General features: G+C 40.7%; 19 protein-coding genes and 2 pseudogenes. 9 read left to right on the plus strand and 12 right to left on the minus strand.

Features of this window, described 5'->3' with window-relative positions:
* Positions 1 to 211 (minus strand): annotated as a pseudogene (locus I8752_RS34570) (IS701 family transposase); the annotation flags it as partial.
* A 74-nt stretch (positions 212 to 285) separates the two neighbouring features.
* On the opposite strand from I8752_RS34570, the pseudogene I8752_RS34575 reads away from it, so the two are divergent.
* A pseudogene (locus I8752_RS34575) lies at positions 286 to 621 on the plus strand (GNAT family N-acetyltransferase); the annotation flags it as partial.
* A gap of 79 nt (positions 622 to 700) precedes the next feature.
* Here the strand turns inward: I8752_RS34575 and I8752_RS34580 are convergent.
* Positions 701 to 898 carry an ATP-binding protein gene (locus tag I8752_RS34580; RefSeq protein ID WP_214436668.1) on the minus strand — a complete coding sequence of 66 codons (198 nt, stop codon included), beginning with the start codon at positions 896 to 898 and terminating at the stop codon, positions 701 to 703.
* On the opposite strand from I8752_RS34580, the gene I8752_RS34585 reads away from it, so the two are divergent.
* Positions 898 to 3,501, plus strand: coding sequence for a cation-translocating P-type ATPase (locus tag I8752_RS34585; protein ID WP_214436669.1), 2,604 nt, complete (start codon positions 898 to 900; stop codon positions 3,499 to 3,501). The two genes, I8752_RS34580 and I8752_RS34585, sit on opposite strands and share 1 nt — an antisense overlap.
* Before the next feature lie 61 nt (positions 3,502 to 3,562).
* Here I8752_RS34585 and I8752_RS34590 read toward each other — a convergent pair whose 3' ends face one another.
* From I8752_RS34590 to I8752_RS34625, 8 genes are all read right to left on the minus strand, one after another.
* Complete coding sequence (locus I8752_RS34590; RefSeq protein ID WP_214436670.1) at positions 3,563 to 5,011, minus strand: Ni/Fe hydrogenase subunit alpha; 1,449 nt, start codon at positions 5,009 to 5,011, stop codon at positions 3,563 to 3,565.
* 8 nt (positions 5,012 to 5,019) lie between these two features.
* Complete coding sequence (locus I8752_RS34595; protein ID WP_214436671.1) at positions 5,020 to 5,199, minus strand: hypothetical protein; 180 nt, start codon at positions 5,197 to 5,199, stop codon at positions 5,020 to 5,022.
* Positions 5,200 to 5,486: 287 nt separating this feature from the next.
* The gene (locus I8752_RS34600; protein WP_214436672.1) at positions 5,487 to 6,032 is read right to left on the minus strand and encodes an NADH-quinone oxidoreductase subunit B family protein; all 546 of its coding nucleotides are present in this window, start codon (positions 6,030 to 6,032) and stop codon (positions 5,487 to 5,489) included.
* 53 nt (positions 6,033 to 6,085) lie between these two features.
* Positions 6,086 to 6,610 (minus strand): DUF3122 domain-containing protein, encoded by a 525-nt coding sequence (locus tag I8752_RS34605; RefSeq protein WP_214436673.1) that lies wholly within the window; start codon positions 6,608 to 6,610, stop codon positions 6,086 to 6,088.
* Between the two features lie 40 nt (positions 6,611 to 6,650).
* Positions 6,651 to 7,367 carry a bidirectional hydrogenase complex protein HoxU gene (hoxU, locus tag I8752_RS34610; RefSeq protein ID WP_214436674.1) on the minus strand — a complete coding sequence of 239 codons (717 nt, stop codon included), beginning with the start codon at positions 7,365 to 7,367 and terminating at the stop codon, positions 6,651 to 6,653.
* 136 nt (positions 7,368 to 7,503) lie between these two features.
* Positions 7,504 to 9,108 carry a NuoF family protein gene (locus tag I8752_RS34615; protein ID WP_214436675.1) on the minus strand — a complete coding sequence of 535 codons (1,605 nt, stop codon included), beginning with the start codon at positions 9,106 to 9,108 and terminating at the stop codon, positions 7,504 to 7,506.
* On the minus strand, positions 9,095 to 9,634 hold the full coding sequence (gene hoxE, locus I8752_RS34620; RefSeq protein WP_214436676.1) for a bidirectional hydrogenase complex protein HoxE: 540 nt from the start codon (positions 9,632 to 9,634) through the stop codon (positions 9,095 to 9,097). Before hoxE ends, I8752_RS34615 begins: the two co-directional genes overlap by 14 nt.
* 741 nt (positions 9,635 to 10,375) lie before the next feature.
* Positions 10,376 to 10,531, minus strand: a complete 156-nt coding sequence (locus tag I8752_RS34625) for a hypothetical protein (RefSeq protein ID WP_214436677.1) — start codon at positions 10,529 to 10,531, stop codon at positions 10,376 to 10,378.
* A gap of 189 nt (positions 10,532 to 10,720) precedes the next feature.
* Between I8752_RS34625 and I8752_RS34630 the strand changes: the two genes are divergently transcribed.
* The 7 genes from I8752_RS34630 to I8752_RS34660 all read left to right on the plus strand — a co-directional run bounded on the left by I8752_RS34630 (position 10,721) and on the right by I8752_RS34660 (position 16,734).
* Positions 10,721 to 10,864, plus strand: coding sequence for a microviridin/marinostatin family tricyclic proteinase inhibitor (locus I8752_RS34630; RefSeq protein WP_214436678.1), 144 nt, complete (start codon positions 10,721 to 10,723; stop codon positions 10,862 to 10,864).
* A gap of 448 nt (positions 10,865 to 11,312) precedes the next feature.
* Positions 11,313 to 12,305 (plus strand): MvdC family ATP-grasp ribosomal peptide maturase, encoded by a 993-nt coding sequence (locus I8752_RS34635; protein ID WP_214436679.1) that lies wholly within the window; start codon positions 11,313 to 11,315, stop codon positions 12,303 to 12,305.
* 59 nt (positions 12,306 to 12,364) lie between these two features.
* Positions 12,365 to 13,342, plus strand: a complete 978-nt coding sequence (locus I8752_RS34640; protein ID WP_214436680.1) for an MvdD family ATP-grasp ribosomal peptide maturase — start codon at positions 12,365 to 12,367, stop codon at positions 13,340 to 13,342.
* A gap of 158 nt (positions 13,343 to 13,500) precedes the next feature.
* Entirely contained in the window at positions 13,501 to 15,582 is a 2,082-nt protein-coding gene (locus I8752_RS34645; protein WP_214436681.1) for a patatin-like phospholipase family protein, read from the plus strand.
* A 158-nt stretch (positions 15,583 to 15,740) separates the two neighbouring features.
* Positions 15,741 to 16,145, plus strand: coding sequence for a hypothetical protein (locus tag I8752_RS34650; protein ID WP_214436682.1), 405 nt, complete (start codon positions 15,741 to 15,743; stop codon positions 16,143 to 16,145).
* A 56-nt stretch (positions 16,146 to 16,201) separates the two neighbouring features.
* Entirely contained in the window at positions 16,202 to 16,366 is a 165-nt protein-coding gene (locus tag I8752_RS34655; RefSeq protein WP_214436683.1) for a hypothetical protein, read from the plus strand.
* Entirely contained in the window at positions 16,363 to 16,734 is a 372-nt protein-coding gene (locus I8752_RS34660) for a DUF4097 family beta strand repeat-containing protein (protein WP_225896095.1), read from the plus strand. Before I8752_RS34655 ends, I8752_RS34660 begins: the two co-directional genes overlap by 4 nt.
* Here I8752_RS34660 and I8752_RS34665 read toward each other — a convergent pair.
* Both I8752_RS34665 and I8752_RS34670 read right to left on the minus strand, forming a co-directional pair.
* A complete protein-coding gene (locus I8752_RS34665) occupies positions 16,718 to 18,049 on the minus strand; it encodes an AAA family ATPase (protein WP_225896096.1) in 1,332 nt (443 codons plus the stop codon). The two genes, I8752_RS34660 and I8752_RS34665, sit on opposite strands and share 17 nt — an antisense overlap.
* 197 nt (positions 18,050 to 18,246) lie before the next feature.
* Positions 18,247 to 18,513, minus strand: a 267-nt coding sequence (locus I8752_RS34670) for a transposase family protein (RefSeq protein WP_318780934.1), incomplete at its 5' end; no start/stop codon positions are given.

Raw genomic sequence — 18,513 nt, forward strand, 5'->3', positions numbered from 1 at the left:
GTGCCGAGTTTATACTTACTACTTTCGCTATTTCTGGTAATGATTTTCTTTTTATTGGTGAAATTATCCCTAAATGTAAATATTTGAAGCATTCATAATTTCTTACTTCTTTAAACAGGTCTTTGTACTCTGCACAATATGCATCTACGAGCGCAACTGTTGGCTGGGCATCCCTTGGCAGATGTTTCAGGATTTGTAATTCTACATCCATTGCTCTACTTACCTTGTAGAGTTCTATTTTTCCTTTATTCTATTCATTCTATCCGGAAAGTGACAGAAGAGGGGTATGACCGAGAAATGGCGCTGGTAGCAGACTATCAAAATCCACAAACTGAAGAACATGAACTTTTAGCTATTGGTAGGCTAAGTAAATTGCACGGTACAAATGAAGCTGAATTTGCAATGTTAGTTAGCGATCGCTACCAATGTCAAGGTTTAGGAACCGAGTTACTTAAAAGGTTACTGCAAGTTGGTCGTGATGAACAGTTAACGCTAATTAGCGCCGAAATCCTAGCTGAAAATTCTGCAATGCAAAGAGTCTGCCAAAAGTTGAGCTTTTGCATCTGTCCCACTGCTGATGCTTCAGTTGTGAGAGCGCTCTATGATATCAAATCCGGTTGATTAGTTATAAAAGGTAATTGCACCGTAAAGCAAGTTTGCCCTGAGCTACTTTCCGCCCAAATAGAACCACCTAAATAAGCTAGTCATTTTTTTTGATTAATGCTAGTCCTAGATCTGTTCCGCCTTGGCTCCAGCGGTCAATTTGAGGTATTCGATAGAATTTGTCAAAGATTCGAGTTAGTTCGTCGTTCGGGATCTCAATCCCAGTATTGCAAACTTTCAGGAGAAGACAATTTTCGCCTTCAATGCGTACTGATAACGAAACGGTAAAATTCAATGGCTCATCAAATCGAAATCAACTCTATTTCTGGGTTATCTGAATCAGAAGCCTCTGTTCGCCTCAAGCAAGCAGGATATAACGAACTGCCATCTACTCAAAACCGTAGCATGTGGAAGATTGCCCTTGAAAGCATACAAGAGCCAATTTTCTTACTACTGGTAGGCTGTGGTGCGATTTATTTGTTTCTCGGTGATGCTCAAGAAGCCTTAATTCTGCTGGGTTTTGTTTTCTTGATTGTTGGCATAAACTTATACCAAGAGCAAAAAACTGAAAAATCATTGGAAGCTTTACGCGATCTCTCCAGTCCGCGTGCGTTGGTGATTCGAGATGGAGAACGCCAACGAATTGCTGGACGGGAAGTTGTAAGTGGAGATATTGTTGTTCTTGCTGAAGGCGATAGAGTGTCTGCTGATGCTGTTGTGCTATGGTCTACTCAGTTGAGTGTAGATGAGTCTTTGCTAACAGGTGAATCTTTACCTGTACGGAAACGAGCAGTAGAAGATAGTTTAGAGTTGGAACTCGCCACACAACCATCCAGAAAGCATCGACCAGGTGGTGACGATTTCCCGTTTGTGTATTCTGGAACATTAGTTGTGCAAGGTCAAGGTATTGCTCAAGTCTATGCCACAGGTCTGCGTACAGAAATGGGTAAGATTGGCAAAGCCTTGCAAACAGTGGAACCAGAAGACACGGTTCTAGAAAAGGAAACCCGACGCATTGTTGGCAAGCTGACTATTGTGGCGATCGCTATCTGCATTGCGGTTATCGTTATTTACGGAATCACTAGGAGTGATTGGCTACAAGGATTTCTGGCAGGATTGGCATTGGCAATGGCAATTTTACCTAATGAAATTCCTGTAGTGCTGGCAATCTTTTTGGCTTTGGGTGCTTGGAGATTTTCGTTGGCTAAAGTTTTGACTCGTCGCATACCTGTAGTTGAGACATTGGGTTCAGCTACTGTCCTATGTGTAGATAAAACAGGAACGCTGACTTTTAATTGCATGTCTATTCAACAGCTGTTTGTCTATCAGCCATCTCCTCATTTTTATGATGTTACCCTGCATGAACGAGAACCCCTTCCCGAAGCCTTTCATGAGTTAATAGAGTTTGGCATTTTGGCAAGTCGCAAAGATCCCTTTGACCCAATGGAAAAAGCCCTCAAGCAAGTTGGCGATGACTATTTAGCAAAAACTGAGCATTTACATTACGATTGGGAAATACTGCGCGAGTATCCTTTGTCAGGTAAATTGTTAGCGATGTCGTGTGTTTGGCAATCTCCAGAGGGGAAATTGATAATTGCTGCCAAAGGCGCACCAGAAGCGATCGCTGACCTTTGTCACTTTGATATCCAGCAAATGCAAGACTTAGAAAAGCATATTAGTACAATGGCTACCGCAGGTTTGCGCGTTTTGGGTGTAGCAAAAGCCATAGGAAGACATAAATCTGACAAACAACAGAATATCCTCCCAGACAAACAACATGATTTTGAGTTTCAATTTTTGGGATTGGTAGGTATGGCCGATCCAGTGCGTCCTACCGTTGCTTTGGCAATTGCCGAGTGTTATCACGCTGGTATTCGCGTAGTCATGATTACAGGTGATTATCCAGCGACAGCCCAAAATATTGCTCGTCAAATTGGATTGCAACCATCAACAGAAGCGATCGCTGGAACGAAACTAGAGCAAATGACAGAGAGTGAGTTACTAACTCGCATTCAAACTGTGAATATATTTGCACGAGTAGTTCCTGAGCAAAAATTGTTAATTGTGAATGCCCTCAAGCGATATGGTGAAATTGTTGCCATGACTGGGGATGGAGTAAACGATGCTCCTGCTTTAAAATCAGCTCATATTGGCATTGCAATGGGCGAACGGGGTACAGATGTAGCCCGTGAGTCTGCGGACTTAGTGCTTTTAAATGATGACTTTTCTTCTATTGTGCGATCGGTTCGATTAGGGCGACGGGTATTTGACAATCTTAAAAAAGGTATGGCTTATACTTTGGCAGTTCACGTTCCGATTGCTGGCATGTCGCTGATTCCCGTGATGTTTCACTGGCCACTGGTGCTGTTGCCGATTCACATAGCCTTCCTACATTTAATTATCGATCCTGCTTGTACAGTGGTGTTCGAGGCAGAACCAGAAGAAAGCAATATCATGAACCGCCCGCCTCGCAATCCCAAACAACCATTATTTAACCGTCACACTTTGCGATTAGCATTGCTGCAAGGGGTAAGTGTATTGGTAGTATTGCTGCTAGTATTTGCTATTGCTTTTTACTCTGGACATGGAGAACTAGATGCGCGTGCCCTTGCTTTTACGACTCTAATTGTTTCTAACTTAAGTATGATTCTCACGAATCGTTCTTGGTCGCGCACTATCCCTGAAATGTTACGTACCCCAAATCCAGCATTATGGTGGGTACTGGGTGGTGGTGTGGTATTTCTGGGATTGGTACTTTATGTTCCTTTGCTGCGACATCTATTTCGCTTCTCTTTTCTACATTTTGATGATTTAATAGTTAGTCTCGCCTCTGGGCTGTTTAGTATTTTGTGGTTTGAAGGGCTGAAAATTTGGCAAAGAAGAAAAGGCTTTGTCTAAAGAAGGCTAAGACTGTGGTAAAAAAGTGGAGTTTGGCAGCAAAAATGCAGATTTAGTATTATTAATCCCGCCAAGCTTCATCAGTGACATTTCCATCTGCTGCTACTAATTGAATATGCAACGGCATTTGTCCTGCTGCATGAGTCGAACAACTCAAACAAGGGTCAAAAGCTCGAATTCCTGCTTCAACTCGATTTAACATCCCTTCAAGAATTTCTGAACCATGAAAAAAATGCCGTGCAATTTGTGCAACTGTACGATTCATTGCTAAATTATTCTGACCGGTGGCAATTACTAAATTTACTTTTTGAATTAAGCCGTTTTCATCAACTTGATAATGGTGAAACAATGTCCCGCGTGGTGCTTCACTCACGCCCACTCCTTCTAATTGATTAATGCCAGCATCAGCACGCAGTCGATTTGATAGTAAATCTGAGTCATCTAGTAAAATTTCAATGCGCTCAATTGATGCCAGAATTTCAATTAAGCGGGCGTAGTGATAGAAAAATGATGAGGTAACTGTGCCTTGACCTCTGTCTCTAAATTCTTTCAACTCCGCATCAGCTAAAGGTGTACCAATGTGACTGCAAATATTCAGACGTGCTAAAGGCCCCACCCGATAAATACCACTATCTAAACGACAGCGATCGCTCGCTTCGGGATAACCTAAAGGACGATAGTAGGGAGATTTTAAATAGGAATCTGGTTGAACTGCTTCACCGATAAATTCTTGATAATGAGTGGGATCGAGTTTATCGGCAATGATATTCCCGGCACTATCTACAAAACGAATATGTCCGTCGTAGTTCTCCCACAAACCATCGGGAGTGACTAACCCCATAAATAAGCTAGGAAAATTCCCAAAGGTTTGCGCTTCTGCTTGGTAGTCATTAAGTAGGCGTTTAAATCTACCCAGTGCATCTAAGATTGTGGTACGTGCTTCTGGGATGCGGTTCTGAATATGGGTGCGTCCTTCTTCAGATAAAGCTTCGCGCACACCACCAGGAACCGCCCATGTTGGGTGTATTTTCCGTCCTCCCAATTGTTCAATAATTTCTTGTCCAAATTGACGCAAACGGATTCCTCCACGCGCAAGTTCCGGTTCAGCAGCAATTAAGCCAAATACATTGCGCTTTTGGGGATCGCTATCCATTCCTAATAATAAATCTGGGGCACTGAGGTGGAAGAAACTCAAGGCATGGGATTGGATAATTTGTCCTAAATTCATTAGACGGCGTAGTTTTTCAGCTGCTTTGGGAATTGTCACTGCAAGGATGCGATCGCCTGCTTTGGCAGAAGCTAATAAGTGACTCACAGGACAAATGCCACAAATACGCGCTGTAATTCCTGGCATTTCCCATAGGGGGCGACCTTCGCAGAACTTTTCAAATCCCCGAAATTCTGTAACGTGAAAGCGAGCATCGCTGACTTGTCCTGTATCATCTAGGTAAATAGTGATTTTGGCATGTCCTTCAATTCGGGTAACAGGATCGATAATTACTTTTCTCATGACTAATGTTAGTACTTTTGTTTTTTATCAGCAGGTTCTCCTGTAAATGGTTGAACCCCTGTTCCTGGATATTGGTCATCAGTTGGAGCAAAAATTCTAGTAACTGCCTTTGCTATGTATTGAATCACTTGTTGTAAACCTATGAAGATATGACGAAGTTGATGTTGTATCCTTTTGAAAGTAGTCATAAATTTTTCTCCTAATTACTCAATAGTATTTAGTCGTTGGGCGTAAATAATTATTGTTGGGATCGGGCAATAGGCAATAGACAATGAAGCACTTGGCTCTACTCTTAAATTAGGAAAAAAACTTGAGGAACTTGTGAGGAATCAAATGATAAGTTATGAATTTAATTTCTAATTTATGGGTGCGTTAAGCGTTGCCATAAGCACCCGACAATTTCAGGGTCACTTTATAAATTACCTCTAAATCTGCTACAAAAAACTTAAGTAAAGAATTTGATTAACTAGTGAAGTTAACCAAACTTGATAAATTCACGTCCTTCTAGCTGTGGTTTTTCTCCTCTTAACAGTGGCTCTAATACTGCTTTAATCCGAGTTGCTGAAGGTGGGCAACCTGGCAAATAAATATCAACTGGAACTACTGTATGAACTGGTATTACCCGATCTAGTAAAGTTGGTACGATACCGGGTTCATAGGGAATTGTGCCGTGAATATCTGCTGCTTCTACGTAACAACGCTGAAGGACAGGTTCGGCACTACCTAAAGGATTGCGTAAAGCGGTGACATTACCAATCACAGCACAATCACCAAAGGAAACAAGAATTTGCGATCGCTCTCTGACCGTCTGAATCATTTGCAGGTGTTCTTCATTAGCAACTGCGCCCTCGACTAACACCACATCCACTCCTTGAGGATATTCTTTAGCATCAGCAAAGGGACTAAAAACTAAATCCACTTGTTCTGCTAAATAAATCAGCCATTCGTCCAAATCCAAAAAAGACATATGGCAGCCAGAACAGCCACCTAGCCAAACCGTTGCTAATTTTAAACGAGCCATTTTCTTTTTTTCTCAGTGTATGGATGGAGACAAATAAATTTTGATATTAGGATTTAGGACTTTATTGCAACCTCTTGCCATTCCTGCACAACATATTTGGGGATTGAAAGATTGATAAAGTTTTGTCTACCTACAGGTATACCAATCAACAAATCTTTAGTTGGCAATTGAGGCAAAACATCCTTGAAGTCATATTGACCGATGGTTGGTGCTGGTGCTTCATCTAGAAAAATATCAGGAGCAGTCAGTACTTTACCTGTATCGCTAGTAATCTTTAGGGGTAGAGGATGGACTAGTTCTTGAGAGCCGGGGAATCCTACTAATCTGAGATTTATTGAAGATATTTTATTGCTATTAGAATGAATTTGCTTAAACAAGACAACCTGCCAATAGTTTCCCAATTCATCATTTAATCTTTGTTGTGAGCGATAAAGGATTTCTCCTGGCCCTTCTTCTAATTGAATAACAGCAGCAATCACCTGTTGAGATGTAAAACTTGCTAAACCTAGGTATATATATATTGTTAATATTCCCAGCAATAAAAGCCACCAAAAGATTTTGAAGATGCGGCGTAACATTAGCTTTACCTCGCTTGTTATGCTAATTCACTAACAATGGTTAAACAAGCCATTGTTGTTTCTCCCGTGCTGTCACTAGAAAATCAAGTTTGGCGCGATCGCGTTTCATTTCACCTACGCCGGAACCTTGGTTAAAAAGCGCACCTGTGGGACAAGCATTAACGCATTTGCCGCAGGAAGTACAAGTCTCGGAAGTTCCCCAAGGCTGATTTAAATCGGTGATGACATGAGAATGGCTACCGCGTCCCGCCATATCCCAAGTATGCGCTCCTTCAATTTCATCACAAACACGCACGCAACGAGTGCAAAGAACACAACGGTTGTGGTCAATGCCAAAGCGATCGTGAGAAACATCGACTTTGCGATTGGGAAATTGGTACTCCAACTGCACGCGATCCATACCCATTTCAATTGCTAAATCTTGCAATTCGCAATTACCATTGGCAACACAAACAGAGCAAATGTGATTGCCTTCTGCAAACAGCATTTCGATAATTATGCGACGATATTTTTGCAGGCGATCGCTATTTGTCTGGACTTCCATACCTTCAGTAACTTTCGTCACGCAAGCAGGTTGAAGTTTATTATTACCAGCAATTTCTACTAAACAAAGCCGACAGGCCCCAACATCTGTAACTCCTTGCAGGTGACACAAAGTTGGAATGTGAATCCCCGTCTCTTGCGCTGCTTGGAGAATGGTTTCTTCTTCACGGGCGCTGATTAATTGCTCGTTGATTGTTAATGTTTTTACTGCCATTACTGTTGTCTGATGAGGTTATTTATAAACAAAATTTGTAAAATGACTAAAATGAGTAAGGCGATCGCTAGCAATACCCCAATACTCAAGAAAATTTTGGCAGACACTTGCTTACCTGCGATTGAAAACAGAGCTTTTACTTAATTAAGGTTAAATACTCATCCCGGAAATAACGTAAGGTACTAAATACTGGATTTGGTGCTGACTGTCCCAAACCGCACAAACTTGTATGCTTCACCATGTCACAAAGTTCCTCCAGCAGTTCTAAGTCAGCAAACGAGGCTTTACCTTCGCAGATTTTAGTTAATAATTGATACAGTTGCACCGTTCCGACACGACAGGGAATGCACTTACCGCAAGACTCATCCATGCAAAATTCCATAAAAAACTTGGCAACATCCACCATGTTGGTAGTTTCGTCCATGACAATCATGCCACCGGAACCCATGATGGAACCTAGTTGACTCAGAGATTCGTAATCTACCGGGCTATCAAAAGCTGAGGCAGGAATGCATCCTCCAGAGGGGCCGCCTGTTTGCACTGCTTTGGCTATACCGCCATCTGGCACACCACCGCCCATTTCTTCGACAATTTGCCGCAGGGTTGTTCCCATTGGCACTTCTATGATTCCTGTGTTTTGGATTTTTCCAGCTAGGGCAAAAACTTTTGTACCTTTGCTTTTTTCTGTACCAATGCTGGCGAATACATCTGCACCTTTGCGAATAATCCAAGGGACGTTAGCGTATGTTTCGACGTTGTTAATTAAAGTTGGAAATCCCCACAAACCACTCTCCGCTGGATAAGGTGGACGCGGGCGAGGTGTACCGCGTTTACCTTCAATAGATGCCATTAAAGCGGTTTCTTCCCCACAAACATAAGCTCCCGCACCTATGCGAATATCTATTTTAAAATCAAAAGGTGAGTCAAAAATATTACTTCCTAATAAACCGAGGCGTTGGGCTTGGCGAATGGCAATTTGCAAACGGTTGATAGCGATGGGGTATTCAGCACGAATATAAATGTAACCTTGACTTGCACCTACAGCATAAGCTGCGATCGCCATTCCTTCTAAAACCCGATGCGGATCGCTTTCTAATACACTCCGATCCATAAATGCACCGGGATCGCCTTCGTCGGCGTTGCAGATGACAAACTTGCGTTCTCCCCTCGCTTTGGCTACAGTTGCCCATTTTACCCCCGTGGGATAACCTCCACCACCTCTTCCGCGTAACCCACTACGAGTAATAGCGTCTACTATTTCAGTGGGTGTTTTATCTCGTAGTACATGATAAAGTGCTTGATAGCCATCAGCAGCAATGTAAGATTCAATGCGTTCCGGATCGACTTTACCGCTATTTTCTAGAACAATGGGTAGTTGCTTGGTAAAAAATGGCTGGTTTAAATTTCCTTGTTGAATCTTAGCTTCATCGCCGTTTAATTCAGCGACAATTGCAGAAGCATTTTCTAAAGTTACTTTTTCGTATAGTAAAGGTGTAAGGTTTTGTACTTCTGGGCTATCAACTTGTACTAGAGGGCCTTGACAACACAAACCCATACAACCAACACTGCAAATTTCTACTTTATCTGCCAGTCCGGCTTCTGCTGTTGTCTTTTCTAAACTTTCTTTAACTGCAACAGCACCAGATGACAAACAGCCAGCCGCCATACAGCAACGAACGCGAATAGGCTTAGAGTTAGCGCGTTCTTTCTGAGCTATTTGTTGTAGTTCAGCTAGATCCATGTTTGAGCCATCCTTCTATTTGTTCGGTAACTAACTCTGGTGTCTGGTGTCCGCACACATTACCATCAAAGACAATTGCAGGTGCAATACCACAAGCACCCAAACATCTAGCTGTTAAAACTGAAAGTTCACCATTTGGGGTTGTTTCGCCAGCATGAATTTTGGCGCACTTTTCTACAGTTGTTAGTAAATTTGCTGCACCTTTGACGTAACAAGCTGTACCCGTACACACAACACAACTATGCACGCCTTTCGGTGCTAAGGAAAAGAGATGATAAAAAGTTGCTACACCATAAACACGGCTGGGCGGTAGTTTTAGGTTGTGAGCGATGTAATGTAATAGGTCATTTTCTAAATAGCCAAAAAGTTCTTGTGCTTTATGCAAGACTTCTATAAGTGCATCCTGCTGATATTGATGGCGCTTCATGGTTACATCAAGTATTTTGAAGCGTTTATCACCGCTAGGATGCTCTTTGGGCGTACTTTTTGCATATTGATTTTTTTTACTGACTGTTTGAGAGTCCATTTTTTTAAATTTTTTAAGTATTTATGCGGTACGAATATGTTGCTAGATACCCGTTATACTTTTTGCATCGACTTATATTGTTAATGCATTGGCTGACAGAAATATAGTTACTCTTTGTTCTATCTGAAAACTTTATTCTGTTGCGATTCTTCAAATCTGGGGCTGTCTTGTTGCTCCTGAATTCTATACCTATCGTTATAGGTCAACAATTTGAGGAAGTTGTGAGGTTATATCAAGTCTATTGTCAACGACGTATCGCGTCAGAATTTTGGATTGTAGGGTTAATTAACAGTTAGCTAAAACTCAGCACTCAGCACTATTTTAGTCAAGGCTCCAGCCCAGAGCCACAGCAATTTGACCTGCTAATTATAAAGGATTGAATGGTTTCGCTGCTGTTATCCCTTTGTGAGCGTAACGCCGACGGTCAGCAGCCTGGGTCTTTGCAGTTAATAATATTACTGAAATATTTTGAGTAACTTGATTAGCTTGTAGCTTCTCAAAGGTAGTAGGCGGAGATTTTTATTTATGTCCTTTAACAAGCAAGGAAGTATCTAACACTGAATTGAGTTTAAAACAAGCAGTTCGTGTCTATAGAGATGAGTACTTAATGGAACGAGGATTTGCGAGGCTGAAAAACTTTCCTCTTTCATTGACTCCAATGTATTTACAACGTGAAAACCATATTACTGGTTTAATCAGACTACTCTTTGTTTTATCAGTCAATCAATACAAGCTATCCTATTACAAAAACTTGGTAATTGTATTTGTTATTAGGAAAAAATCTGGCGATCGCTTCACATACAAAAGAAAAGCTCTAAAATTCAATTTGGTAGGCTGCGCGATCGCCAAGAGTACAACACCGTCAATGATGTTCGCTGCGTTAAGACTTTCGTCCATAACGCACCCTACGAAACTACTAGATAAGTTACATAATATTAATAATTATTAAATATTTTTTCCTTGTCCGCTTAACTTTCTTAACTTTCTTAAAAAAATTGCTTCTTAACTGTCTTAACTGTCCTTGCACACATATTTAATTACTGATATATCTTTAATTGCAAAAACGATTTTTTTAGATAAAACACCATGTCTACAAACACAGCCAAGACAGTGGATGTTGCAGTAGTACCATTCTTTGCGCGTTTCTTGGAAGTACAAGCTACTGAAGGAACAGAAACTCCTTCTATTCCTTGGACTTTCAAGTATCCTTCAGATTTGGAAGACAAGTAATTTTAGTCTTCTGCATTTGAGACTAAGGGAGTAGCAGTTATTTAATAACCGCTACTCCTAGATTCAAAGTCAAGGAATGATACCATGTCTACAAACACAGTCAAAGGGGCAAACGTCGAAGCATTACTATTCTTTGCTCGCTTTTGAAGAAGAGCAAGTTGCTGAAGTGTCTGATACTGCTTCTGTCCCTATTTTGAAGTATCCTTCCGATTGGGAAGAGACTTTCTAAATCTAGTTAGCTGCATCTGAAGTTAAGAGAGTGGCAGTTATTTAATAACTAAAAACTACTCTTGGGAAGGCGATCGCTTTCATATTATTTGAATCTATAACATAAAAGCGATCGCCTTTACATCCTTGATTTCTTTAATAAGTCGAGAATGTAAAAAGCAATTCATCGCCAAGCACTTTCCAAACAAACTCATATAAAACTTTCAAATAAAAATGTTTTATGCACTTGTCTCGTGATGTTGTTTTACTAATCACCCATAGTGGTGATTTCTTTACAATAGATAGAGTGGCACAAGCCTTGTCAAAAAAAGGGGTGCAACCATTTCGTCTAGACACCGATAAGTTTCCCCTAGAAGTGCAATTAACAGCATATTTTGACAAGTCTAAAAGCTACCACACCATAGAATATGACAACCACTCTATCAGCACAGAGCAGGTGCAAGCTGTGTGGCTGCGCCGCATTTGGGAACCACAACTAGGCAAAGAATTAGCTCTCAAGTTTCGAGAAGCTTGCATTAGAGAATCAAAAGCAACTTTAGATGGTTTTTGGGACAGCCTCAAAGAAGCTCGTTGGATAGATAATTTAGAGCGGATAAATTATGCAAATAACAAGCTGCGTCAACTGCGGATAGCGTCTGAAGTAGGTTTTGCGATCCCCCAGACTCTTGTCACTAACAAAGCCCAAGCAGCAAGAGAGTTTTTCCATCAAGTCAACGGCAAAATGGTGAGCAAGCTTTTAACTACTCTTTCCTACAGTATGGAAGCTAACTCATCTTTCTTTCTTTACACCAGCACCGTCAAAGAAGAAGACTTACAAGATGCCGAGTCACTGCGCTATTGCCCAATGGTTTTTCAAGAGCAAATTCCGAAGCAGCAGGAATTACGGGTGGTGTATGTAAATGGTAATGTTTTTGTAGGGGCGCTAAATGCAGAGGTGTATGCAGCAGCCAAAGTTGATTGGCGTAAACCAGGTGTTGAGGTTGGCGGATGGCAACACCACCAGCTTCCTGATGAAGTAGTTCGTTATCTGCAAGCCTTTATGGGGAAATTTGGACTATTGTTTGGCTCGTTAGATTTCATCCTCACACCATCAGGCGAATATGTCTTTTTGGAAGTCAACCCTGTGGGAGAATGGGGAATGTTAGAAAAAGATTTAAACTTGCCAATTTCGAGTGCGATCGCAGATGCTCTTGTACCAATTCGTAATTCGTAATTCGTAATTCGTAATTAAGAAAGCCAATTACTGTAGGGTATCTTAGGCGCAACTCAATTATGACAGTATTAATAGTTACGTTTAGCAAAGACAACGAAAGCATTCCTCTAGTAATTAAAGAAATTGAGGCTAGAGGAGAAAAAGCATTTCGGTTTGACACAGACAGATATCCCACCGAAGTCAAATTAGATATTTACTTTAGCGATACTGAGCGGGTAATTATTACTGATGGCGAACAGAAGCTCGATTTGAGTGAGGTATCCTCAGTTTGGTATCGGCGGATGCGCTACGGACAGAAACTCCCTGACTCAATGGACAAACAATACAGAGATGCATCAATTAATGAATGTCGCGCTACTGTTAGGGGTATGATTGCCAGCCTTCCAGGATTCCACTTCGATAAAATGGCAAATGTGGATCGGGCTAATAATAAACAACTACAGTTGAAAGTTGCCAAGGAAATTGGACTTTTAACTCCACGTACTCTAACTTCTAACAATCCCGAAGCAGTCCAGCAATTTGCTCAAGAGTGTCAGCAAGGTATCATCACCAAAATGCTTTCTTCCTTTGCTATCTATGATGATAAGGGGAGAGAAAACGTTGTGTTTACCACTCCAGTTACAGCTAACGATCTGGAGAATATGGAAGGACTGCGTTTTTGTCCGATGACGTTTCAAGAAAACGTGCCAAAGGCGTTGGAGTTGCGGACAACTATTGTCGGACACCGCGTATTTACAGCCGCAGTAGATTCTCAACGCTTGCAAGGAGCTACTTATGATTGGCGTAAAGAGGGAAAAGCCTTAGCTAACAATTGGCAACCTTACAAATTGCCAGAAGATATTGAGAAAAAATTGCTGAAATTGATGGCTGAATTTGGCTTAAACTATGGAGCAATAGATATTATCGTCACCCCCGATGGTCGTCACATATTCCTCGAAGTTAACCCAGTCGGGGAATTTTTTTGGATGGAGATATATTCACCAAACTACCCCATTTCGCAGGCGATCGCAGAAGTATTGCTGACTAATAAAAATTAGAGGTTGTGTATTTTTATTGTCCTCCACCGTCCAGTTAATTAAAAATACCTTTGCAATAGCTTTCTATAGGCAAAATTAACTGATTAACTTTATTAATATTCATTGCCTTATCGGAAATTAAAAATTAAAAATTATTGATGTTTGGAGATGAAAAGATTGTGATAGACATAGTAAATACACAACCAGTTTTAACATTTGATGGAGTAGATGATTACATAGATTTTGGCAGAAACGATATTGGCGGTGTTTTCGCTCAAGGGAGTTCAGCTTTTACAGTTTCAGGATGGATAAATCCACATCAACTCACAAATAAAGCCACTAGTTACGGAACGCGCAACGTATTTTTTGCCCGTTCTTCAGAAAGATACAGCGATAATTTTGAATTTGGGATCAGTGAAACCGGTAGTCTAGATGTTTTTATTGATGAAACTGTTAGTAAAGGTATCAAAACCTTCGGTCAAGGAGAACTAACTATAGAACAATGGCACTTTTTTGCTATTGTTTTTAATAACGGTCAAGTAACTGTACATCTTGATGATAATGAATATAACGATTCGCTTAGAGGTTCATCTTTAAACAAAGCAACAAGTTCCGTAACTTTAGGCGCAACTTTACACAAAAAAGTATATTTTAAAGGACAATTAGCCAACATTAGCGTTTGGAATTATCCTTGTACTCATGCACAAATCCAGACCCATCGTTGTGGCTTAATCGTTGGAGATGAAGAAGGATTAATAGCTTACTGGAAATTAGATGATGGGGAAGGAACAACAGTTAAAAATAAAACTGGAAAGTCCTATCAAGGCAATTTTCGTGGCGATCCTAGTTGGGAGTTAGCAGAAATTCCCTTTGCCACACAACCATCTAATTTAGTTCCATTTGTAGAACCATCATCCGATCGAGAAGATATTCCAGACAAAATTCAAATTGAGACAGCAGTTACTCCTGAAGAAAATATCTCAACATTAACTACAAGTTTATTAGCAGCAACAGTACTGTTAGCAAGCGACAACGAAGACCAACCACAAGAAATTCAACAGCCAGAAGCAAACAGCGAAGAATCTAAAATTATCCCAACTCTAGTAACTCTCGAATCACGTGAAGACGAAACCGAAGTTCCTGAAAATATCCCACAACCACAAACATTAACTCAGGAGGAATCGCCAGAAACCATGAATACAAAAGCCCGTCCCCAATATAAAATACTTGCCATTGATGGAGGTGGTATTCGGGGCATTATTCCTGCATTCCTCTTATCAGAAATTGAAAGGCGAACACAAAAGCCGATATTCAGTTTGTTTGATTTAATTGCTGGCACTTCCAGCGGCGGAATTTTGGCACTCGGACTCACAAAACCTCGATTAGCTTCTGATGTATCTGATAACTTGCCGTTAGCTGAATACACGGCTGAGGATCTCGCACAATTATTTCTGGAGTATGGAGTGGAAATATTTTATGAGCCATTGTTTGAAAGACTACTTGGCCCAATAGAGGATATATTTCTCCAGCCAAAGTATCCTTCCGAAAGCAGAGAAGAAATTTTCCGGCAATATTTTGGTCACGCCCCATTAGAAAACAATCTTAAAGAAGTTTTTGTCACTAGTTACGATATTGAGCAGCGCATTCCGATATTTTTTACAAACCAATTAGATAAACAGCAAACAGAATCTAAGAATTTCCGTAATTTATGTAGTGGTTTTTCGCTCTTAGATGCAGCATTAGCAACTAGTGCCACCCCGACTTATTTTGCTCCCCATCGCGCTATAAATTCCTACAATAGCGGTAATGTCTATACTTTAATTGATGGTGGGGTATTTGCTAATAATCCAGCACATTTAGCTATTTTAGAAGCACAAATTAGTAGCAAACAAAAAGCAAAACAAGTCCTCAATACAGAAGATATTTTAGTAGTGTCTTTAGGTACGGGTTCCCTAACGAGTGCCTACCCTTACAAAGAAGTCAAAAATTGGGGACTATTGCAATGGGGAAGACCACTTTTAAATATTGTGTTTGACGGTAGTAGTGAAGTGGTATCTGGAGAATTAGAACGCTTGTTTGAACCTAGCGATCGCGAATCTAAAAGTTTTTATTATCGCTTTCAAACATTCTTAGATGGAGAGCTAGAAAAAATAGATAACATCAAACTACAAAATACTCGTCAACTACAAGCTATAGCCCATCGACTGATTTCTGAAAAAAGTCAACAAATCGATGAATTATGTAGTCTTTTGGTGGGTTAAATTCAAATTTCTTATATCTTGCACCAGGCAAATGGCAGACATTTTATAATCGCTAATGCTAGGTGCAAGAAGTGAGATTTTTAATTTCTTCAAAAAAGAAATTAGTCATAACTCTCTCGGTCATGTTTTCACTTTATTAAAGATTGTAGGTAAGTACAATGGATGAACTCATCAAAAAAATTGCTGGTTTAGGTCTTCCTGGTATACTTTTTGTGATTGCAACAGCTACATCAGGGGGTAGTGTCGCGGCAGTTGTTGCTATGCTTTCATCGCTGGGCGGGCCTTTGGGTCTTTTAGGAGGTTTGGGTTTGCTGGGACTAGTAGGTGCTTTAGCAGAATATCTAGCAGCATTTGGAACTGAAAACATTCTCAAGCTTATCTATACAGAACGTAGCAAAACTGAATCTGTAAGATTTCTGCTCAAAGAAATTAAAGAGTTGCCCATTACAGATGAATTAAAACTCAAACTGAAACATCATATTAGCCCAGTAGTTATTACTGAACCGGAGGAAGGCCCTACTCCGAAAATAATCGAAATTGTTGATGAGGAACCAGTAATTTAATAGACAAAGCAGCAAGCTGCACCATAGATTTTAATGCGATCGCTTCCCAGATAAAAGTGATGTATGCGATCGCATTAATTGAACTGTTTAATCGCATCTACTTACTTCGGCAAAACCACGCCTTGACGGACAGTACGCTTGCGATCGCTTTTTCGAGTACCTCCAGCCATCTCTTTCTGCATTACGTTAGCGCAGCGTTAACAGGCCTGCGATCGTCATGATGAATTGGTATAACGTAAAGACGGAAGTTGTTTCAAAGTACGCGAAACACGCAAACGTGAAGGCGGAAGTTGCTTCCGGAAAGACGGAAGTTGTTTCAGAGTACGCGAAACACCGAAACGTGAAGGCGGAAGTTGCTTCAGAGTGCGCGAAACACGCAAACGTGAAGGCGGAAGTTGCTACAGGGAAGGCAGAAGTTGTTTCAGAGTGCGCGAAACACGCAAATGTGAAGGCGGAAGTTGCTTCCGGGAACGTAGAAGTTGTATCAGAGTGCGCGAAACACCGAAACGTGAAGGCGGAAGTTGCTTCTGGGAAGGCGGAAGTTGCTACAGGGAAGCCCTACATAATGCAATTCATGATGGTTTATTAAACCACCGTCGAATTAACTCTACTTGAAAGCGATAACCCTCTGCAACTTCCTCAATCAACTCCCGTTGTAATAACAGTTGAATTGTTGTTTCCCACATATCAGGGAACTGCTGTGATAATATTTGCTTGCTGACAATTGCCCCTTCCCCTTGAGCCGCGATAAAGCGTAAAATATCGCCTCCATTTGCATCTACTTGGTTATTTTGAATATCAGCGAAGAAAAAGCCACCACTTTGCAAAGCTTCTGGTATTGCTGCTTCCACATCTGCTAAAGTTGCCAAGCGACGAACAGAAGGATCTTGCTCATTTTTTAAGACGGTAATTTCCCCGCAGAGTAGCTGTACTAAGAATGGGTGACAGTGGGTAAGTTGCAGGACTCGCTCAACTGCATCAGGTTCATAACGGAGAGTAAAATCTTTGACTGGTTCTGCAATTAATTTTCGTGCTTCCTCTTCTTTTAAATAGGAGATATGCACAACTTGAACATTAATTAAATAACTAGCCCAACGCTGATATTCTTCAATCGTATGGGAGCCTGCTAATAACATCTTGAAGCGAGGACGATGTTGAATTAAGTGACGCAGCATTCCTAAAACATCCTCTTCGTCAAAGCGTCCTTTGTTAATAGCAGCGTCTAAACTCTCAAACTCGTCTAACATCAGCAAAACTGTATTTTGTTCCAGGGTTTGTTCTACTTCGTCTAGCCATTCATCAAATTTTGTAAAGGGGTCATCGGCTAATATTTCCCGTGTAAGAGATGGTAGTGTTAACGCGCTTTGTTGTTTGGCAGAAGTTGTCATGCCTCTAGCAAGATTGTAGAGTAAGCCTGTGTAGTCACTAGCTGATGTGAGTGGACCTTGCAAGTCTACAAACATGGGAATGATGGAATTGGGGAGTAACTTCCCGATGTTGTTGAGTAGGGAAGTTTTGCCCATACGTCGCTGACCGTATAGTAGTAGAGGAGGACGGCGGCGGTCTAAAAGTAATTTCTCAATTCGTAGACCGATATCATCGCGTCCAACAAAAATTGCTTGCTCTAATGTCAGAGGTACACCAATAATATAAGGATTGTCAATTTCTTTATTTTGTTCAACCTTAATAGCCAGTTCTTCCAGATATCTGTTGATTATATTCAGCCATCTTCTAGCAAAAGGTAGAAAGAAGGAAGCATATTTATTGTTACTACGATTGAAATTTTCTAACTGTACATTTAAATTGTCTGCCACAGCTTTAAGAGCTATACGTTGATTGTAATTGCTTCTTTGTTCTAAAGCTGCGTTTACATCTTGACTGATACGAGTAAATATGCGTAGCAAATAGTTGGTATTTTCTAGTTCGTCAATTACTATGGTGTGATGAACCTGACTTATAGCTTCTACATCAGCACAGTTTCTTAAACGCAGAGCATCTGTAGCAATTTGAACTACCCAATTCTGGCGACTTTTTTTCAGATAATCAATTGCAGCTTTGCCCTCAATTGGGTTGCGTTCAATAGACCTCTTGCAAAAGTCGCTTAAGCAAATTCGGTTTGGGGAAGACGAAGCTCGTAATTGTAGAGAGCAGCAATCAGATTAAACCTCAAACTAAATCTTTTTCGACGATTTCTATAAGTGAAGGACAAAATTTTAAATACCTTCAGCTTCCGATTTACATGCTCACCTAAAACTCTGATTTTAGCTAATTCTTGATTGCTCTTTTTATCCTCACAAGTTAACTTACCTCCTCTAGGTTTTTTCTTAGGAATCTGACTATTGCTATGTAGTTTTTGAATACCTTGATA

The sequence above is a fragment of the Dendronalium phyllosphericum CENA369 genome, from assembly GCF_016056275.1.
GTDB lineage: Bacteria > Cyanobacteriota > Cyanobacteriia > Cyanobacteriales > Nostocaceae > Dendronalium > Dendronalium phyllosphericum.

Bases quoted from the DNA above. Each gene is read 5' to 3' on its own strand.
- I8752_RS34605 (WP_214436673.1), bottom strand. From the start codon at position 6,610: ATGTTACGCCGCATCTTCAAAATCTTTTGGTGGCTTTTATTGCTGGGA.
- hoxE (WP_214436676.1), bottom strand. From the start codon at position 9,634: ATGGACTCTCAAACAGTCAGTAAAAAAAATCAATATGCAAAAAGTACG.
- I8752_RS34585 (WP_214436669.1), top strand. From the start codon at position 898: ATGGCTCATCAAATCGAAATCAACTCTATTTCTGGGTTATCTGAATCA.
- I8752_RS34590 (WP_214436670.1), bottom strand. From the start codon at position 5,011: ATGAGAAAAGTAATTATCGATCCTGTTACCCGAATTGAAGGACATGCC.
- I8752_RS34625 (WP_214436677.1), bottom strand. From the start codon at position 10,531: ATGGACGAAAGTCTTAACGCAGCGAACATCATTGACGGTGTTGTACTC.
- I8752_RS34630 (WP_214436678.1), top strand. From the start codon at position 10,721: ATGTCTACAAACACAGCCAAGACAGTGGATGTTGCAGTAGTACCATTC.
- I8752_RS34600 (WP_214436672.1), bottom strand. From the start codon at position 6,032: ATGGCTCGTTTAAAATTAGCAACGGTTTGGCTAGGTGGCTGTTCTGGC.
- I8752_RS34640 (WP_214436680.1), top strand. From the start codon at position 12,365: ATGACAGTATTAATAGTTACGTTTAGCAAAGACAACGAAAGCATTCCT.
- hoxU (WP_214436674.1), bottom strand. From the start codon at position 7,367: ATGGCAGTAAAAACATTAACAATCAACGAGCAATTAATCAGCGCCCGT.
- I8752_RS34615 (WP_214436675.1), bottom strand. From the start codon at position 9,108: ATGGATCTAGCTGAACTACAACAAATAGCTCAGAAAGAACGCGCTAAC.
- I8752_RS34635 (WP_214436679.1), top strand. From the start codon at position 11,313: ATGCACTTGTCTCGTGATGTTGTTTTACTAATCACCCATAGTGGTGAT.
- I8752_RS34595 (WP_214436671.1), bottom strand. From the start codon at position 5,199: ATGACTACTTTCAAAAGGATACAACATCAACTTCGTCATATCTTCATA.
- I8752_RS34660 (WP_225896095.1), top strand. From the start codon at position 16,363: ATGATGAATTGGTATAACGTAAAGACGGAAGTTGTTTCAAAGTACGCG.
- I8752_RS34650 (WP_214436682.1), top strand. From the start codon at position 15,741: ATGGATGAACTCATCAAAAAAATTGCTGGTTTAGGTCTTCCTGGTATA.